Genomic DNA, 16589 nt, shown 5'->3' on the forward strand with positions numbered 1-16589 from the left:
GCGTGGCGCCGTTCGCCGGCGGCGGGGTGGTCGTCGTGGTGGCCGGCGGCGCCGCCGGGGTGGTGGCGCTGGCGTCGGCGGCGGCCTGGGCGGCGGCGGCTTCCAGCTGCTGATCGCTCACCTGCGAGGTCGGCGCGGTGGTCGACACTTCCGCCTCCGAGGTGCCGGTCTCGGCCTTTTCCTTGCGCTCGCCGCAGGCGGCCAGACCGCCGGCCAGCGCCAGTGCGGCGCCGAGGGTGAGGACGTTCTTGAAGGTCATGGCAGTCTCCAGGTCGGGGGTGGATCAGTGCTTGGTGGAATCGGTGGCGGACTTGGCCTTGTCGGCGCTCTGCGCGATGTCCTGCTTGGCTTCGGCGGCGCCCTGCTTCACTTCCTGAGTGGCCTCCGCCGCGCCCTGCTTCACTTCGGCGGCGGCGTTGGAAGCGGCGTTCTCGATCTGCTGGCCGGCCTGGGCGGCCTGGGACTGGACGTTGGCGTTGGCGGCCTCGGCGCGGGCCGCTGCGGCGTCGGCCTGGGCGGCGTCGACCTGGGCCTGCGATGCCGGCGGCGTTTCCTGGCGCTGGCAGGCGGCCAGGGCGCCGGTCGTCAGCAGCAGGGCGGCGGCCACGGGCGTCACGGAGATCTTCAGCATGGGGACGGCTCCTGTCGGGTCCGCGATCAAAACGCCGTGAGCCGGTACGGGTTGCAGTCGGGCACACGAATTCGTGAGCCCTTTGTGAGATTCAGAGAGGTTCCGGGCGCAGCGCCTTTTCCAGCTCGGTTTCCGGCGCCGGCGGGGTCGGTTCGGGTTCCGGCGCGGGCGGCGTCGGCGGCGGCGGCACGTCGAAGGTCTCGAACACGGTCGGGCGCGGCTTCAGGCTGAGCGGGCGCGGCGCGAAGGCGATCAGCGCCGCCATAACGCCCGCCCAGAGCGCGTAGCTGAAGCCGACCGCGACCGAGAAGGGCAGGGCGCCCACGAAGAACCACAGGGTGGTCTTGATCGAGCCGACGGTCTGGAAGAAGCCGGCCCCCGGCGGCGGGGCGAACGGGGCCATGATCAGCGCCAGCAGCGCCTGCGCCCCGACCGAGAACACCGTCCCGTACACCAGGAAGCGGATCACCACCCCGAGCCGGGTGCGCGGCGTCTGTTCCCGCCGACGCTCGCGGGCCAGCAGGTACAGGGCCAGCGCCATGCCCACCGCCGCCTCGATCAGGGCGGTGAAGCGCCAGTCGCTGACGAAGCCGCCGCCGCGGGCCGACGGCGGGAAGATCAGCAGGGTGAGCACGACCCCCGGCCAGGCCACGCCGGCCGCCCAGGCGACCGGCACCCACAGCTTGGGATCCTCGCGCCAGTCGACGCGGGTGAGGCCGGGAAATTTCACCGGGTCGGGACCGGCTTCTCGCCGCGGTAGTCGTAGAAGCCGCGGCCGGCCTTGCGGCCCAGCCAGCCCGCCTCGACGTACTTCACGAGAAGCGGGCAGGGGCGGTACTTGCTGTCGGACAGGCCGTCGTAGAGCACGTTCATGATCGACAGGACCGTGTCCAGGCCGATGAAGTCGGCCAGCTCGAGCGGGCCCATCGGGTGGTTGGCGCCCAGCCGCATGGCGGTGTCGATCGCCTCGACCGTGCCCACGCCCTCGTAGAGCGTGAAGATCGCCTCGTTGATCATCGGGATCAGCACCCGATTGACGATGAAGGCGGGGAAGTCCTCGGCGTTGGCGGTGGTCTTGCCCAGCGACTGGGCGAAGGCGACGGCGGTCTCGTAGGTCCCGGCGTCTGTGGCGATGCCGCGGATGATCTCCACCAGCTTCATCAGCGGCACCGGGTTCATGAAATGAAGCCCGAGGAACTTGCCGGGGCGGTCGGTGGACGCGGCCAGACGGGTGATGGAGATCGACGAGGTGTTGGAGGCCAGCAGCGCGCTGGGCTTCAGGTACGGCGTCAGGCTGCGGAAGATCGCCTTCTTGGTCTCTTCGTCCTCGGTGGCGGCCTCGATCACCAGGTCGGCGTCGCGCAGGTCGTCGCCGGCCGGGGCCGGGCGGATGCGCTTCAGCGCGGCGTCCATGGCGGCCTGGTCGATCGCGCCCTTGGCGACCTGGCGGGCGAGGTTGCGCCGCACGATGTCCAGGCCGGCCTCGACGCGCTCCAGCGCCACGTCGTTGAGCAGCACGTCGTAGCCGCCCAGCGCGCAGACGTGCGCGATCCCCGATCCCATCTGGCCGGCGCCGACCACGCCGACCGTCCTGATATCCGTCATCAAGCCTACGCCTCGAAAAGATCAGTGCGGCAGCCGCCCGCCGCCGCGCTGGGCGAACCTAGCACACCGGTCCGTCCTGGCCATATCGGTCGGCGCATGTGCCGATGATTTGCTTGCGTCAAAACAATCTGGTTCGAAATTTATACCAACTTCGACTCGAATATGGCCAAAGAGGGCGGTTTTCCGACCATTTTTGGCGGTGCGTCGCAAATTTGTTGCGCCAGCGACACGCATTGGGCCAATTGTTTGAATTCTAACATTTCAAGCTCCGCAATTCCCGCGCACGTCCCCTAAAGCTCCGCCCATGGCGCGGCGGGGGCTGCGTAGGGAGAGTTCGAGTGAAGGTGTGGCGTAGCGCGCTGCTGTGTTCGGCGGCGCTTATGGTTACGAGCGGCGCGAGCGCCGCATGGGCCCAGGGCGAGGAAGCTCCGGCCCCGGCCAATCAAACGGAAGCGGCCGCTGACGACGCGGCGAGCGATTCCGCGGTTGAGGAACTGATCGTCGTCGGGTCGCGCATCCGTCGCGACAACTTCAACTCGCCCTCGCCGATCCAGATCATGACCCGCGAGGAGACCACGCTGGCGGGCTACAGCTCGACCACGGCGGCCCTCCAGGGCACCGCCGTCACCGGCGGTTCGGCCCAGATCAACAACGCTTACGGCGGCTACGTCACCGACGGCGGCCCGGGCGCCAACACCATCGGCCTGCGCGGCCTGGGCGCCGGGCGCACCCTGGTGCTGATCGACGGCCGCCGCGTGGCGCCGGCCGGTTCGCGCGGCTCGGTCGGCTCGGCCGACCTGAACGTGCTGCCGAGCGCCATGATCGACCGCGTCGAAGTGCTGCGCGACGGCGCCTCGTCGGTCTACGGCTCCGACGCCATCGCCGGCGTGATCAACGTCATCACCCGCAAGCCGTTCGAAGGCGCGACCGTCGAAGGCCAGTACAACGCGCCGACCAACGGCGGCGGCGAGCAGACCCGCCTGTCGGTCACCGGCGGCCTCATGGGCGATCGCTGGAATCTGTCGGGCTCGCTGGAGTTCTACGAGCGTCAGGACCTGACCCTCGCCGACCGTGACTGGACCCGCTGCAACACCGATCACCGGATCAACCGCGCCACCGGCGGCGTGACCGACTTCATCGACCCGGCCACCGGCCGGCCGAAGTGCTATCCGATCACCGGCACCGGCTCGAACGGCGTGACGATCAACACGATCGGCACCAGCAACATGGCCGGCGTCGGCGCGGCCGGCGCGCCGGGCAGCGTCACCCAGTTCAACCGCTGGCGGCCGAACTCGGCGGTGACCACCGGCCTCGCCGGCTGGGAAGGCGTGGGCGGCACGGGCGTCAACGTCAACGTCCGCGACACCTTCGAAGACGCGATGCTGGGCGAGTCGCTGATCTCGCCGGTCGAGGTGAAGACCGCCTACCTGAAGGGCGGTTACGACCTGCACGCGCTCGGCAACGCCGAAGTCTACGGCGAAGTGCTGATCAACCAGCGTGACTCAACCCAGGCCAGCTACCGCCAGCTGGCGCTCGACTACATGAAGGGCAGCCCGCTGATCCCGGCCGAACTGGCCGGCAGCACCGCCATGGGCCCGACCGAGATCAGCAACGGCCAAGACGTCGGCGTGCGCGCCTTCATCGGCGCCGGCCTCGACCAGAGCTCGCAGTCGGTCACCTTCTGGAAGGGCACCGCCGGCATCCGCGGCGACCTCTTCCTGAACGACTGGCGCTACGACGTGTCGGTGACGCGTTCGCGCTCCGACTCCGACTACTCGATGATGTCGTTCCTGAAGGACCGCCTGTCGAACTCGCTGGACGTGATCGACATCGGCGGCGGCAAGTTCGCCTGCGCGAATGCGGCCGCCGTCGGCTGTATCGCGGCCCCGGCCCTGACGCCCGCGGTGGTGGGTGGCGATCTGCCGTCCGACTGGAAGAACTACGTCTTCCAGAACGTCGTCGGTAACACCCAGTACGACGAAACCGTGCTGTCGGCCGCCATCGACGGCCCGCTGTACGAGCTGCCGGCCGGCACGGTCATGGGCGCCTTCGGCGTCGAGTACCGCAAGTCGGAGATCGACGACACGCCGTCGATCCACAGCCAGAACGGCAATCTGCTGAACCTCACCTCGTCGGAGCCGACCCGCGGCGAAGACTCGGTGTGGGAAGTCTACGGCGAGCTGGAAGTGCCGATCCTGCGCGACCTGCCGTTCGCCCACGACCTGACCCTGAACGTGTCGGGCCGTTACACGAACTACGACTCGTACGGCTCGGACTCGACCTACAAAGTCGGCGGCGTGTGGACCCCGATCCCGGCCGTGTCGCTGCGCGCCACCTACGGCACCTCGTTCCGCGCTCCGGCGCTGTTCGAGCAGTTCCAGGGCGCCACCAGCGGCTTCCTCGACCAGTCGTATGATCCGTGCTCGGAATACGGCACCGAGGCCGCCCCGGACTCGTTCCTCTACGCGAACTGCCACGCTGAAATCGGCGACACCAACTTCAAGGCCACCCAAGGCGTCACCGTCCTGTCGGAAGGCGGCGCGGACGCGGGCCTGGAAGCGGAGACCTCGAAGAACTTCACCGTCGGCCTGATCCTGCAGCCCGAGCTGCCGGAAGCCTTCGGCGAAATCGCCTTCGCGGTCGACTACTACAAGATCGAGATCAACAACGGCGTCAGCCGCGTCGGCGGCGCCGCGATCCTCGACCTTTGCTACAACGACCCGCAGTTCCGTGCCGGCGGCGGCTGGTGCCGGTTCATCGAGAACCGTGGCCAGGGCAACGCGCTGGTGGTGCACGACCAATACACCAACATCGCGACGCAGAACGTCGAAGGCATCGACTACAACCTGCGTTGGACGAAGGACGTCGGTCCGGGCAGCCTGCGCCTGAACGCTCAGGTCACCCAGTACCTGGACCAGTCCAGCAAGCTGTTCGCCGACGACCCGATGGACGACGTCAACGGCACCATCGGCAACCCGGAATTCACCGGGACCTTCGATGCGACCTACGCCATGGACAAGGTCAAGTTCCGCTACGGCGTCGAGTGGATCGACGACATGCAGAGCTACGACTACTTCGGCCTGAACCGCAACACGACGGCGTACGACTTCGACGTGCCGGACTACTGGACGCACAACGCGTCGGTCCAGTACTCGGCCGACAGCTGGACCGCGACCGTGGGCATCCGCAACATCGGCGACAAGGAGCCGCCGATGATCTCGTCGGGCGCCTACAGCCGGGTCGGCAACGCCCCGCTCTACAGCGGCTACGACTACGTCGGCCGGACGGTCTTCGTGAACGTCAGCAAGTCCTTCTGAGCCCGACCAAAATCGGATCAGACCTGGCGGCGGGCTCCGGCCCGCCGTCCTTTTCGGAAACGAGCGGAGCGGCGGGTCGAAAGGCCCGCCGCTTTCGTTTCCGCCGCCGACCTCGACTCCGTCGGACGGGCCGCTCAATATCTGGCCGCAGCGCAAGGCCTGCACGCTGATGCCCGGTCACCTGGGGGCGCACGCCCCGGTTTTCGTCCTGCTTTCGATCACGGTCGCCGTCCTGGGCGCCTGGACCGCGCTCGACCTGTTCCGGCGTCGCAGCGGCGCCGAGCGCAAGCGGGCCCGGCTATGGCTGGTCGGTTCGGCCGTGGCGCTGGGCCTCTCGATCTGGTCCATGCACTTCATCGCCACGCTGGGCTGGGATCCCGGCACGCCGGTCCGTTACCGCGTCGACCTGACAGCGCTGTCGCTGCTGCTCGCCATCCTGGCCGTGTTCGGCGGGCTGTACGCCCTCGTGCGGCTGCGCCTGACCCGCTGGGGTGTGGGCGTCGCGGCCCTGCTGATGGGCGGGGCGATCTGCGGCATGCACTACATGGGGGTGGCCGCCGTGCAGGCGCCGCTGCGCCTGAGCCACGATCCGTTGATGGTGCTGGCCGCCTTCGGCGTGGCCACCGGCGCCTCGGCGCTGGCCCTGAGGTCGCTGGGCCGGGAGGACGGCTTCGGCCGGCAGGCGATCGCCGCCGTGGTGCTCGGCCTGGCCATCGCCAGCATGCACTTCATCGGCATGGCCGGCATGACCAGCACCCCGCTGCCCGGCGCCGCCCCCGGCGAGGGCGGTCTGGACCGGCTGGCCCTGGCGCTTGCGGTGGCCAGCGGCACGACCGTGCTGCTGGGCGCGGCCCTGGCCGCGGCGGTCGTCGACCGCAGCCGCAAGGCGGCCGCCGATCGCGAGGCGGAGAGCCTGCGCCGCAGCGAGCAGCAGCTGCGCGCCATCCTCGAACAGATGCCGTTCGGCGTGCTGGTGGCCGAGGCCCCGTCCGGCGCCATCCGCTTCGGCAACGCCGAGGCCGCCCGGCTGATGGGCCATTCGGTGATCCGCGCCGCCACCCCGTCGGACTACGCCCAGTACGGCAGCCTGCACCCGGACGGGCGGCCGCTCCGGGGCGAGGAGCACGCCCTGGCCCGGGCGGTGGGCGGCCAACGCGTCGACCGCGAGCACCAGCTCTACAAGCGCGACGACGGCGAGATCGTGAACCTGGAGGTCAGCGCCGCGCCGGTCCGCGACGAGGCCGGGCAGGTGGTGCTGGGCGTCGTCACCTTCCAGGACGTCACCGCCGCCATCCAGGCTCAGACGGCGCTGGGCCGCGCGCAGCGGATGGAGGCGGTCGGCCAGCTCACCGGCGGCGTCGCCCACGACTTCAACAACCTGCTGACCGCGGTGATGGGCAGCGTGTCCATGGCGATGAAGCGGGTCGACGACGAAGGCGTGCGCCGCCTGCTCGACAACGCCCTCCAGGGCGCCCAGCGCGGGGCCAAGCTGACCGCCCAGCTGCTGGCCTTCTCGCGTCGCCAGCGGCTGGAGACCCGCGCGGTCGACGTCAACGCCATGATCGAGGGCATGCGCGACCTGCTGACCAGCACGCTGGGCGGCGGCGTGCGCATCGAGATCGAGCTCAAGCCCGACCTGCCGCCGGCCAAGGCGGACCCGACCCAGCTGGAGCTGGCGGTGCTGAACCTGGCCATCAATGCGCGCGACGCCATGCCCGGCGGCGGCGTGCTCACCGTCTCGACTTCGACCCTGCAGGTGTCCGAGCAGGTCGACCCGCACGCGCCGGAGCCGGGGCGCTACGTGGTGGTCTGCGTGCTCGACACCGGCACCGGCATGCCGGCCGAGGTGCTGGGCAAGGTGTTCGAGCCGTTCTTCACGACCAAGCCGGTGGGCAAGGGCTCGGGCCTGGGCCTCAGCCAGGTGCTGGGCCTGGCCAAGCAGATGGGCGGCGGGGTGCGCGTCGAGACCGCCGCCGGCCAGGGCGCGAAGGTCAGCATCTACCTGCCAGAGGCCGGGGAGGCGCCGGCCCGGGCCGAGGCGGCGGCGCCCGCCCCGGCCGCCTCTGTGGCGGGACTGAAGGTCCTGGTGGTCGACGACGATCCGGACGTGCGCCGCTATGTGGACGTCCTGCTGAAGGAGGCCGGCTGCGAGGTGGCGGCGGTCGACTGCGGGGCCGGCGCCCTGGCGCACCTGCGCGACGGGCACGCGCCCGACGTGGTGCTGGTCGACTTCGCCATGCCGGACATGAACGGGCTGGAGACCGCCGAGGCGATCGAGGCGGTGCGGCCCGGCACGCCGGTGCTGATCCTGACCGGCTACGCCGACCTGGAGGCCCTGCCGCCGGGGCTGGACCGCGGCCGGCTGCTGCAGAAGCCGTTCGACGCCGAGGTGCTGCTGGCGCGGATCGGGGCCCTGGCGCGTCGTTCCTGAGCGCGAGCCTGAAACGAAATCAGCCGCGCACCTGGCGGCGCGCGGCTGAATCGAAGTCCCGTATGTCCGGGCGGCTTACTTGCCGAGCTTGGTCAGCTCGTCCATCAGCGCCGGCACGGCGGTCTTGTAGTCCGTGACCCAGCCGTAGTCGGCGATCTGGAAGATCGGCGCGTCGGCGTCCTTGTTGATCGCCACGATCACCTTGGAGTCCTTCATGCCGGCCAGGTGCTGGATGGCGCCCGAAATGCCGATGGCGATGTAGAGCGACGGCGCGACCACCTTGCCGGTCTGGCCGACCTGGTAGTCGTTCGGCGCGTAGCCGGCGTCCACGGCCGCGCGCGAGGCGCCGACGGCGGCGCCCAGCTTGTCGGCCAGGGGCTCGAGCACCTTGTTGAACTCCTCGGCGGAGCCCATGGCGCGGCCGCCGGAGACGATGATCTTGGCGGCGCCCAGTTCCGGGCGATCGGACTTGACCATCTCTTCGCCGACGAAGGCGGTCTTCGGCGCGCTTTCGCCGCCGGCCAGCTTCTCGACCGGGGCCGAGCCGCCTTCACCGGCCGCCTTGAAGGCGGTGGTGCGCACGGTGATGACCTTCTTGGCCTCGTTCGACTGCACCGTCTCCATGGCGTTGCCGGCGTAGATCGGGCGCACGAAGGTCGTGCCGTCGACGACCTGGACGATGTCCGAGATCTGGCTGACGTCCAGCTTGGCGGCGACGCGCGGGGCGAAGTTCTTGCCCGCCGTGGTGGCCGGGGTCAGGACGGCGTCGTAGCCGCCCATCATCGGCACGACGGCGGCTTCCACCGCCTCGGCGATCATCTTGCCCAGGGCCGGGCTCTCGGCCACCAGCACCTTGCGCACGCCGTCGATCTTGGCGGCCTGGGCCGCGGCGGCCTCGGCGCCCTGGCCCAGGATCAGCACGTCGACGTCGTTGGACAGCGCCTTGGCGGCGGTCACGGTCTTGTGCGTGGTGTCGCGGACGTGGGCGTTGTCGTGATCGGCAATGACGAGAACGGCCATTACAGCACCCCCGCTTCGTTACGCAGCTTGGCCACCAGATCGGCGGCGCCTTCGACCTTGATCCCGGCCTGGCGCTTGGCCGGCTCGGTCACCTTCAGAACCTTCAGGCGCGGCGTGACGTCGACGCCGTAGTCGGCCGGCGACTTCACGTCGATCGGCTTCTTCTTGGCCTTCATGATGTTCGGCAGCGAGGCGTAGCGCGGCTCGTTCAGGCGCAGGTCGGTGGTCACCACCGCCGGCAGGCTGACCGACAGGGTCTGCAGACCGCCGTCGATTTCACGGGTCACCGCGGCCTTGTCGCCGCTCATCTCGACCTTCGAGGCGAAGGTGGCCTGCGGCCAGTCGAGCAGGGCGGCCAGCATCTGACCGGTGGCGTTGTTGTCGCCGTCGATCGCCTGTTTGCCCATCAGCACCATCTGCGGCGCTTCCTCGGCCACCACGGCCTTGAGCAGCTTGGCGACGCCCAGCGGCTCGACGTCCTGGTCCGACTGGATCAGGACGCCGCGGTCGGCGCCCATGGCCAGGGCGGTGCGGATAGTCTCCTGCGCCTGGGCCGGGCCGACCGAGACCACCACGATCTCGGACACGACGCCCTTTTCCTTCAGCCGGACGGCTTCTTCGACGGCGATCTCGTCGAAGGGGTTCATCGACATCTTCACATTGGCGAGGTCGACGCCCGACTGATCCGGCTTCACCCGGACCTTCACATTGAAATCGATCACCCGTTTGACCGGGACCAGAACCTTCATGTTCGCTTGCGCCCTTAGAATTGGGGAGGCGGGGCGCAGCGATAGGTCGCGCCCGCGAGGCGGCGCGCAAAGTGGCGAGGGCGGCGGGGGCTGTCAACGTAACGCAGGGGAAGCGGCGCTCTGCGACTTGCAAACCGTGTTCGGCGGCTAGATAGAGCGGAGCATGAACGACCGTCTCATCAACCGCATGAAGGTGATCTTCCTGGTGCTGTTCGGCGTCGGCGTGGCCGGCGTCTGGGCGTACCAGTGGTTCTGGGCGCGCCCGGCCAAGGCCTGCGCCGAGGCGGAGGCGTGGTGGGACAACGGCAGCCGCACCTGCGCGCGCCCGGTCTTCCTGTCCGATGTCACCGGCCGCCCGGTCGGCGTGAAGCGCACGCCCGAGCAGATCGAGACCGCCCGCACCAAGTCCGGCCTGAAGCGTGAAGCCCAGGTCCAGAAGGAAGCGGCGGCCAAAAAGGACTGACGCGACTCAGGTGAGCGCGTTTCTCCGCCGAACCGGCGGCCGCTTCGGCTGAAATGCGCTAGCGCGTCGCGCCCGGCTTCCACAGCACGTCGGCGGCGCCGTTGTCGTTGGCCCGGCGCGAGGCCACGAAGAACCAGTCCGACAGCCGGTTCAGGTATTTCAGCGCCTCGGCGTTGATGACCTCGCCCCCGGTCCCGGCCAGGCGCACGGCCTCGCGTTCGGCCCGGCGACTGACGGTGCGGGCCAGATGCAGGTGCGCGGCCAGCGCCGATCCGCCCGGCAGCACGAAGCTGTCCAGCGGCGCGATGTCGGCGTTCATTTCGTCGATCTCGTTTTCCAGCCGCTCGACCTGGCCGGCCAGGATGCGCAGCGGCTCCCAGCCCAGATCCTGGCCGCGGTCGGGCGTGGCCAGGTCGGCCCCCAGATCGAACAGCTCGTTCTGGATTCGGCCCAGCGCCGCGTCGAGCCAGCCGTCGGCCCCGGCGTGCAGGCGCGCCAGCCCCACGCAGGCGTTGGTCTCGTCGACCGAACCGTAGGCCTCCACGCGCGCGTCGGTCTTGGCGACCGGCTCGCCGGTGGCCAGACGGGTCGCGCCCTTGTCGCCGGTGCGCGTGTAGATGCGGTTCAGGGTGACCATCAGCCGACGGTCTGTTTGCGCCACCAGAAGGCGATGACCAGGATGATGATGGCCACCGCCTGCAGCGCCACGCGCAGCCGCATCAGCTTGTTGGACCGCGAGCGGGCGTACTCGCCGCCGCGATAAAGCGAATAGATTCCCCACCCCAGGGTTGCGGTGACCGCCAGCAGGGCGAGCGGAATCAGGACGTTGAACAAGGTCTCCATGGCCCGACTCTAGAGCAATTCGGCCCCTGATGGGGAGCCGAGGGCATTGAATAGCCCGATTTCCCACCGACAACGGCGTGCGACGAGGGGGAGGGGGCGTGCGGGCGAATTTCGCTGAGCAAGTTCAGCCAACTTGGCACAACGGTGTCGCTCGCCATTTAATTGCACTGTTCGGCGACCTGCGACCTCTGGACACATCCCTTTCCAGCAACGAAATGTCATTATCCGACTCGGGTCGGGCGACGAGCCCGTCATTGGTTGAACAAGTTCGATGAGCGGGCGGCTCTTGTCGCTCGGCGCAGGTGAAATGAAGCAAACTTCCGTTCGCGTTCCCTACGAGCCGGTCGAGGTCGCCCCGGTGACCACCAACCGGCGTGTCCTGTCCAAGATCCGCACCCGCCAAAAGGTGCTCGAGGCCGCCCGCCAGCTCTTCACCGAGCGTGGCTACGAAGCGTCGACGATCCGCGACATCGCCAAGCACGCCGGCATGTCGACGGGCGCGGTGTTCGCCAACTTCGAGGACAAGTCTGACCTCTTCGAAGCGGTGCTGATGGAAGACATGGAGCGAGTGGCCGAGCGCATGCGCGCCGCCGCCGCCCTCGAAGCTCCGGTCAACGACAAGCTGCTGTCGGTGTTCTCGGCCGGCTACGAGTACCATCTGGAGCACCTGCCGCTGATGCAGGCGATCATCGCCCAGTCGTGGCTGCGCCCGCTGAACGCGGAGCTCCGCGCCCGCGCCGCCGCCAAGGTGCTGCTGGGCATCGTCGGCGACGCGCTGCGCGACGGCTCCCGGGCCGGCGAGATCCAGGCCGAGTTCGACGTGCGCCTGGTTTCCGAGACCCTGTGGGACGGCTATCTGGCCAACTACCGTCGTGCGGTTTACGACGAATGGGGCCTGGACACCCTGCGGGCGCGACTGGCCGATCAGATCGACCTTGTCCTCGCGGGGCTGAGAACCAAATAAAGAACAGCCGGGGCCGGCGCGGAGGACGCGCCGGCCCCAGTGCTGTCCGCGGAGGGATTATGGGCGTCAGGGAAGCGCAGAAGCGGGCGACCCGCGAGAAGGTCGTCGAAGCTGCGCGCCAGCTGTTCGAAGAGGCCGGCTACGAAGAGACGACCATCCGCATGATCGCCGAGCGCGCCGGCGTCTCGGTCGGCAGCGTGTTCACCACCTTCGAAAGCAAGGTGGACATCTTCAATCACATCCTGTTCGAGAAATTCGAGGCTCTGTTCAGCGAGCTCAAGCAGATCTCGCCGTACCTGAAGGGCTCGACCCGCGACCGCATCGCCTCGCTGATGTCGATCGCCTACGGCGTGGAATCCCGCCAGCTCGAACTGATGATCTCCCACCTCGGCGCTTCGCACGGCTGGCCCGCGCGCATCGAGGAGGAGAGCAACCAGCGCCACGGCCGGCTGCTGGGCCTGTTCCGCGCCGCCCTCGAGCAGGGCCAGGCCTCGGGCGAGATCCGCACCGACGCCGACCTCGACCTGTTCTCCGAGATGCTGTTCGCGGTCTACGTGCGCAATTACCGCAAGGCGTATTACGAGAAGCTCTCGCCCGAAGCGCTGTCGGCCCTGACCGAGCGTCAGCTGGCCCTGCTGTTCGAGGGCGTCGAGGCCAAGGCCTAGGCCCCGCCCTCCACGGCCGCCAGGTGCGGCCGGCTCGCCGCTTCCGCCGCCGCCGCGCGCTCGGCGTTCCAGTGCGACACGCAGGGGATCTTCGACAGGTCGGCGCGCTCGGCGTAGCGGCCGGCGATCTCGGTCACCTCCGCCAGCAGGCCGTCCTCCAGGGTGATCGGCTCCAGGCCCAGGCCTAGGAACTTGCGGTTCTCGACCACCAGCTCGTTCTCGTCCGCCTCGTTGCGCGGATTGGTGACGTGGGCGACCTCCGCGCCGGCGATCCGCCCGACCAGGTCGGCCAGGTCGCGCACCCGGTGCGATTCCGTCATCTGGTTGAGGATGGCGACGCGCTCGCCACGCTTGGGCGGGTGGCTCAAGGCCAGCTCCACGCAACGCACCGTGTCCTGCAGGTTGATGAAGGCCCGGGTCTGGCCGCCGGTGCCGTGCACGGTCAGCGGATAGCCGACCGCCGCCTGCATCAGGAAGCGGTTCAGCACCGTGCCGTAGTCGCCGTCATAGTCGAACCGGTTGATCAGCCGCTCGTCGCGCCGGGTCTCGGCGGTCTGGGTGCCCCAGACGATACCCTGGTGCAGGTCGGTGATCCGGACGCGGTCGTTCCTGGCGTAGAACTGGAACAGCAGGGCGTCCTGGGTCTTGGTCATGTGGTAGATCGACCCCGGATTGGCCGGGAACAGGATCTCCTGATCCTGCGGGCCGAGGTCCGTCTCCACCGTCACCGTCAGGTAGCCCTCGGGGATCTTCAGGCCGGCCGTGCCGTAGCCGTAGACCCCCATGGTGCCGAGGTGGGCCAGGTGGATGTCCAGCCCGCTCTCCACGATCGCCGCCAGCACGTGGTTGGTGGCGTTGAGGTTGTTGTCGACGGTGTAGAGCTTGTGGCGCGCCGACTTCATCGAGTAGGGCGCGGCCCGCTGCTCGGCGAAGTGCACGACGGCGTTGGGCCGCCAGTCCTTCAGCAGCGCCAGGAAGCGGTCGTAGTCCTTGCCGACCGTCAGGCTGTGGAAGCCGATGCTGCGGCCGGAAATCTCGCGCCAGGCGGCGATCCGCTCGCCCATGGGCCGGATCGGGGTCAGCGACTGGACTTCCAGCTCGTTGTCGATGGCCCGGCGCGACAGGTTGTCGACGATCGCCACCTCCCATCCGCGCGCGGACAGGTGAAGCGCCGTCGGCCAGCCGCAGAAGCCGTCGCCGCCCAGGATGAGAACCCGCATCGTCCACCCGTCCCTGACACCGCCGTGCTTGGCCTAGCGCATGCACAAGCGTGGTGAGAGAACGCTGGTTCCCTGACAGGACGATGACGGCCCCGCCGCCGCCGACGGCGGGGCCTTCCGGGTCAGGCCGCCAGGGCCAGTTTCACGTCGATGTTGCCGCGCGTGGCGTTGGAGTAGGGGCAGACCTGGTGGGCGGCGTCGACCAGGGCCTGGGCGGCGTCGCGCTCCATGCCGGGCAGGCCGACGGTCAGCGCCACCTCCAGGCCGAAGCCGCCGGCCGCGCGCGGGCCGATGCCGACCTCGGCGCTCACCTCGGCCTTGCCCAGCGCCTTGCCTTGCTGGTGGGCGACGAAGCGCAGGGCGCCTTCGAAGCAGGCCGCGTAGCCGGCCGCGAACAGCTGCTCCGGATTGGTCCCCGGGCCGTTGTCGCCGCCCAGGCCCGCCGGGCGGGACAGGGCGACGTCCAGGCGGCCGTCGTCGGAGGCGGCGCGGCCTTCACGGCCGCCGACGGCGGTGGCTTTGGCGCGGTAGAGGACCTGGGTGCTCATGTTCGGGGCTCCGTGCTTGTTAGCAATTCAATTGTGCACAATATGATTGTGTCTCGATCGGTCGTTCGCAAGAGGGGGCTGGGGCGGTATCGTCGCGGGAAGGAGAAAAATCGTGTCGGACCTGCAGCCCGCCGAGGCCCTGAAGCTGGATCGCCAGCTGTGCTTTCCGCTGTACGCGGCGTCGAACGCCGTGACCAAGGCGTACCGGCCCTACCTCGCGCCGCTGGGCCTGACCTATCCGCAGTACCTGGTCATGCTGGTGCTGTGGGAGGGCGACGGCGTCAGCCTGGGCCAGATCGGCCGCCGCCTGAAGCTGGACTCAGGGACGCTGACCCCGCTGGTCAAGCGGCTGGAAGCCGCCGGCCTGGTGAAGCGCGCCCGCTCGCGCGAGGACGAGCGGGTGCTGGTGGTCGAGCTGACCGAGGCCGGCCGCGACCTGCACGCCCGCGCGCAGGCCGTGCCCCTGCAGCTGGCGGCGAAGCTGAACATGCCGCCGGCCGACTTCGAGCGGCTGAAGGCCGACCTGGAAAACCTGATCGCGCGGCTGGGCTGAATCAGCCCAGCGCGGCCGTCACCGCCGCGCGGGCCGCCGCGCCCAGGTCCGGGCGCTTCAGGGCCAGGGCCACGTTGGCGCGCAGCAGGCCGATCTTGTCGCCGCAGTCGTAGGTCGCGCCCTCGTACTCGTAGGCGTAGAAGGCCTGGCGGGCCATCAGCCGGGCCATGGCGTCGGTCAGCTGGATCTCGCCGCCGGCCCCGGTCTCGTGCCGGGCCAGCTCCTCGAAGATCTGGGGCGTGAGGATGTAGCGGCCGGAGATCGCCAGGTTGGACGGCGACGTGCCGGGCTTCGGCTTCTCGACCATGCCGCTCATCTTCACCAGCCGCCCGTCCCGCTCGGCCGGGGCGACGATGCCGTATTTGTGGGTCTCGTTTTCCGGGACCTGCTCGACGCCGATGATGTTGGCCCCGGTCTTCTCGAAGGCGTCGGCCAGCTGCGCTAGGCAGTTGGGCTCGGCGTCGACGATCACGTCCGGCAGGATCACCGCGAACGGGTCGTTGCCGATCACGTCGCGCGCGCACCAGACCGCGTGGCCCAGGCCCAGCGGCTGCATCTGGCGCACGAAGCTCATCTCGCCGGCCTTGGGCAGTTCGGCGCGCAGCTGCTCGAGCACGTCGGTCTTGCCCTTGGCCTCCAGCTGGGCCTCCAGCTCGACCGCGTGGTCGAAATAGTCCTCGATCGCCGCCTTGTTGCGGCCGGTCACGAACACGAAGTGCTCGATGCCGGCCTTGCGGCCTTCCTCGACGATGTAGGACAGGATCGGCCGGTCCACGACGTTGAGCAGTTCTTTCGGCACCGTCTTGGTGCCCGGCAGCACGCGGGTGCCGAGGCCGGCGACGGGGAGAACGGCTTTGCGGACGCGACCCATGAAGGCTCCTGATCGAATGGCCGGGCTGCACGCTTAGGCCGGTTGAGCTGTTGCGCCAAGCGCGAGATGCGGGAACACCTTCCCCTCGGGCTCGTTGCCTTGCCGCGAGCCCCTAACCCATCAGCTTCACGGACTCGTGTCATGTCGGAAAATATCGTTCGCCGAGCGTTTGTCGCCGCCGCCGTCCTGGGCGCGCTGGCCCTGGCCGCCTGCGGCCAAGGGGGCAAGGCTGAAAAGCCCGCCAAGGCGAAGGTGAACGCGGCCATGCCGGCCCCCGACGCGGCGCGTGCTTCGAAGATCAACGGCCTGGGCCCCGACGGCCAGCCGATCGACGCGGTCCAGGCGGCCGAGATGAAGGCGTCCGACCTGCCGCCTCTGCCGCAGGGATCCTACACGGAGGCGTTCGAGCCCGCGCCGCAGCCGGAATCGGCCAAGGCGCCGGCCGCCAAGAAGGCCGCCCCCGCCGGATAACCAGAAGGAGAGATCCTGATGCGTCGAACCGTCCTGACCGCCGCGGCGGCCGCGAGCCTGCTCGGCCTAGCGGCCTGCAACCAGCCGGTGAAGGAGGCGGAGAAGACCGCCGCGGCCATGCCTCCCGACGCGGGCGGCGCGCCGTCGCCGGCCGCGCCCAATCCGGACACCTCGGCCGTGCCGCCGGCCGGCGAAGCGACGCCGTCGACGACGCCGCCGCCGATCCAGCCGGCGACCC

18 protein-coding genes and 1 pseudogene are annotated in these 16589 nt (G+C 69.4%); 8 read left to right on the forward strand and 11 right to left on the reverse strand.

The annotated features are described in order from the left end of the window. From G3573_RS12010 to G3573_RS12025, 4 genes are all read right to left on the reverse strand, one after another. On the reverse strand, window positions 1-259 hold a 259-nt coding region (locus G3573_RS12010; RefSeq protein ID WP_163261324.1), incomplete at its 3' end, for a hypothetical protein. Between the two features lie 24 nt (window positions 260-283). Next, on the reverse strand, window positions 284-631 hold the full coding sequence (locus G3573_RS12015; RefSeq protein WP_163261325.1) for a hypothetical protein: 348 nt from the start codon (window positions 629-631) through the stop codon (window positions 284-286). 91 nt (window positions 632-722) lie between these two features. Further along, on the reverse strand, window positions 723-1361 hold the full coding sequence (locus tag G3573_RS12020) for a phthalate transporter (protein WP_163261326.1): 639 nt from the start codon (window positions 1359-1361) through the stop codon (window positions 723-725). Further along, window positions 1358-2236 (reverse strand): 3-hydroxybutyryl-CoA dehydrogenase, encoded by an 879-nt coding sequence (locus G3573_RS12025; RefSeq protein WP_163261327.1) that lies wholly within the window; start codon window positions 2234-2236, stop codon window positions 1358-1360. Before G3573_RS12025 ends, G3573_RS12020 begins: the two co-directional genes overlap by 4 nt. A gap of 338 nt (window positions 2237-2574) precedes the next feature. Between G3573_RS12025 and G3573_RS12030 the strand changes: the two genes are divergently transcribed. After that, window positions 2575-5553 carry a TonB-dependent receptor gene (locus tag G3573_RS12030; RefSeq protein ID WP_346427371.1) on the forward strand — a complete coding sequence of 993 codons (2979 nt, stop codon included), beginning with the start codon at window positions 2575-2577 and terminating at the stop codon, window positions 5551-5553. 169 nt (window positions 5554-5722) lie between these two features. Beyond that, the gene (locus G3573_RS12035) at window positions 5723-7984 is read left to right on the forward strand and encodes an MHYT domain-containing protein (RefSeq protein WP_163261328.1); all 2262 of its coding nucleotides are present in this window, start codon (window positions 5723-5725) and stop codon (window positions 7982-7984) included. Between the two features lie 75 nt (window positions 7985-8059). Here G3573_RS12035 and G3573_RS12040 read toward each other — a convergent pair whose 3' ends face one another. Together G3573_RS12040 and G3573_RS12045 are read right to left on the reverse strand one after the other, a co-directional pair. Beyond that, complete coding sequence (locus G3573_RS12040; RefSeq protein ID WP_163261329.1) at window positions 8060-9004, reverse strand: electron transfer flavoprotein subunit alpha/FixB family protein; 945 nt, start codon at window positions 9002-9004, stop codon at window positions 8060-8062. Further along, window positions 9004-9753 (reverse strand): electron transfer flavoprotein subunit beta/FixA family protein, encoded by a 750-nt coding sequence (locus tag G3573_RS12045; RefSeq protein WP_163261330.1) that lies wholly within the window; start codon window positions 9751-9753, stop codon window positions 9004-9006. Before G3573_RS12045 ends, G3573_RS12040 begins: the two co-directional genes overlap by 1 nt. Before the next feature lie 163 nt (window positions 9754-9916). On the opposite strand from G3573_RS12045, the gene G3573_RS12050 reads away from it, so the two are divergent. After that, entirely contained in the window at window positions 9917-10216 is a 300-nt protein-coding gene (locus tag G3573_RS12050; RefSeq protein ID WP_163261331.1) for a hypothetical protein, read from the forward strand. 58 nt (window positions 10217-10274) lie between these two features. On the opposite strand, the gene G3573_RS12055 is transcribed toward G3573_RS12050, so the two are convergent. Further along, window positions 10275-10853: a cob(I)yrinic acid a,c-diamide adenosyltransferase gene (locus G3573_RS12055; RefSeq protein ID WP_163261332.1), complete on the reverse strand. Its 579-nt coding sequence runs from the start codon at window positions 10851-10853 to the stop codon at window positions 10275-10277. Further along, window positions 10853-11059: a twin transmembrane helix small protein gene (locus tag G3573_RS12060; RefSeq protein ID WP_163261333.1), complete on the reverse strand. Its 207-nt coding sequence runs from the start codon at window positions 11057-11059 to the stop codon at window positions 10853-10855. The genes G3573_RS12055 and G3573_RS12060 overlap by 1 nt, the downstream gene beginning before the upstream one ends. Before the next feature lie 307 nt (window positions 11060-11366). Between G3573_RS12060 and G3573_RS12065 the strand changes: the two genes are divergently transcribed. Further along, window positions 11367-12023: a TetR/AcrR family transcriptional regulator gene (locus tag G3573_RS12065; protein WP_163261334.1), complete on the forward strand. Its 657-nt coding sequence runs from the start codon at window positions 11367-11369 to the stop codon at window positions 12021-12023. A 59-nt stretch (window positions 12024-12082) separates the two neighbouring features. Continuing rightward, on the forward strand, window positions 12083-12688 hold the full coding sequence (locus G3573_RS12070) for a TetR/AcrR family transcriptional regulator (protein ID WP_163261335.1): 606 nt from the start codon (window positions 12083-12085) through the stop codon (window positions 12686-12688). On the opposite strand, the gene G3573_RS12075 is transcribed toward G3573_RS12070, so the two are convergent. Together G3573_RS12075 and G3573_RS12080 are read right to left on the reverse strand one after the other, a co-directional pair. Next, a complete protein-coding gene (locus tag G3573_RS12075; protein ID WP_163261336.1) occupies window positions 12685-13908 on the reverse strand; it encodes an NAD-dependent epimerase/dehydratase family protein in 1224 nt (407 codons plus the stop codon). The genes G3573_RS12070 and G3573_RS12075 overlap by 4 nt on opposite strands. A gap of 122 nt (window positions 13909-14030) precedes the next feature. Continuing rightward, window positions 14031-14456, reverse strand: a complete 426-nt coding sequence (locus G3573_RS12080) for an organic hydroperoxide resistance protein (RefSeq protein WP_163261337.1) — start codon at window positions 14454-14456, stop codon at window positions 14031-14033. Window positions 14457-14577: 121 nt separating this feature from the next. Between G3573_RS12080 and G3573_RS12085 the strand changes: the two genes are divergently transcribed. Further along, window positions 14578-15009, forward strand: a complete 432-nt coding sequence (locus G3573_RS12085) for a MarR family transcriptional regulator (protein WP_163261341.1) — start codon at window positions 14578-14580, stop codon at window positions 15007-15009. A gap of 1 nt (window position 15010) precedes the next feature. Here G3573_RS12085 and galU read toward each other — a convergent pair whose 3' ends face one another. Next, complete coding sequence (galU, locus tag G3573_RS12090) at window positions 15011-15880, reverse strand: UTP--glucose-1-phosphate uridylyltransferase GalU (protein WP_163261338.1); 870 nt, start codon at window positions 15878-15880, stop codon at window positions 15011-15013. Window positions 15881-16021: 141 nt separating this feature from the next. On the opposite strand from galU, the gene G3573_RS12095 reads away from it, so the two are divergent. After that, the gene (locus G3573_RS12095) at window positions 16022-16351 is read left to right on the forward strand and encodes a hypothetical protein (protein ID WP_163261339.1); all 330 of its coding nucleotides are present in this window, start codon (window positions 16022-16024) and stop codon (window positions 16349-16351) included. A gap of 18 nt (window positions 16352-16369) precedes the next feature. After that, window positions 16370-16589 (forward strand): annotated as a pseudogene (locus G3573_RS12100) (hypothetical protein); the annotation flags it as partial.

Source organism: Caulobacter sp. 17J65-9, from assembly GCF_010975005.1.
Classification (GTDB): domain Bacteria; phylum Pseudomonadota; class Alphaproteobacteria; order Caulobacterales; family Caulobacteraceae; genus 17J80-11.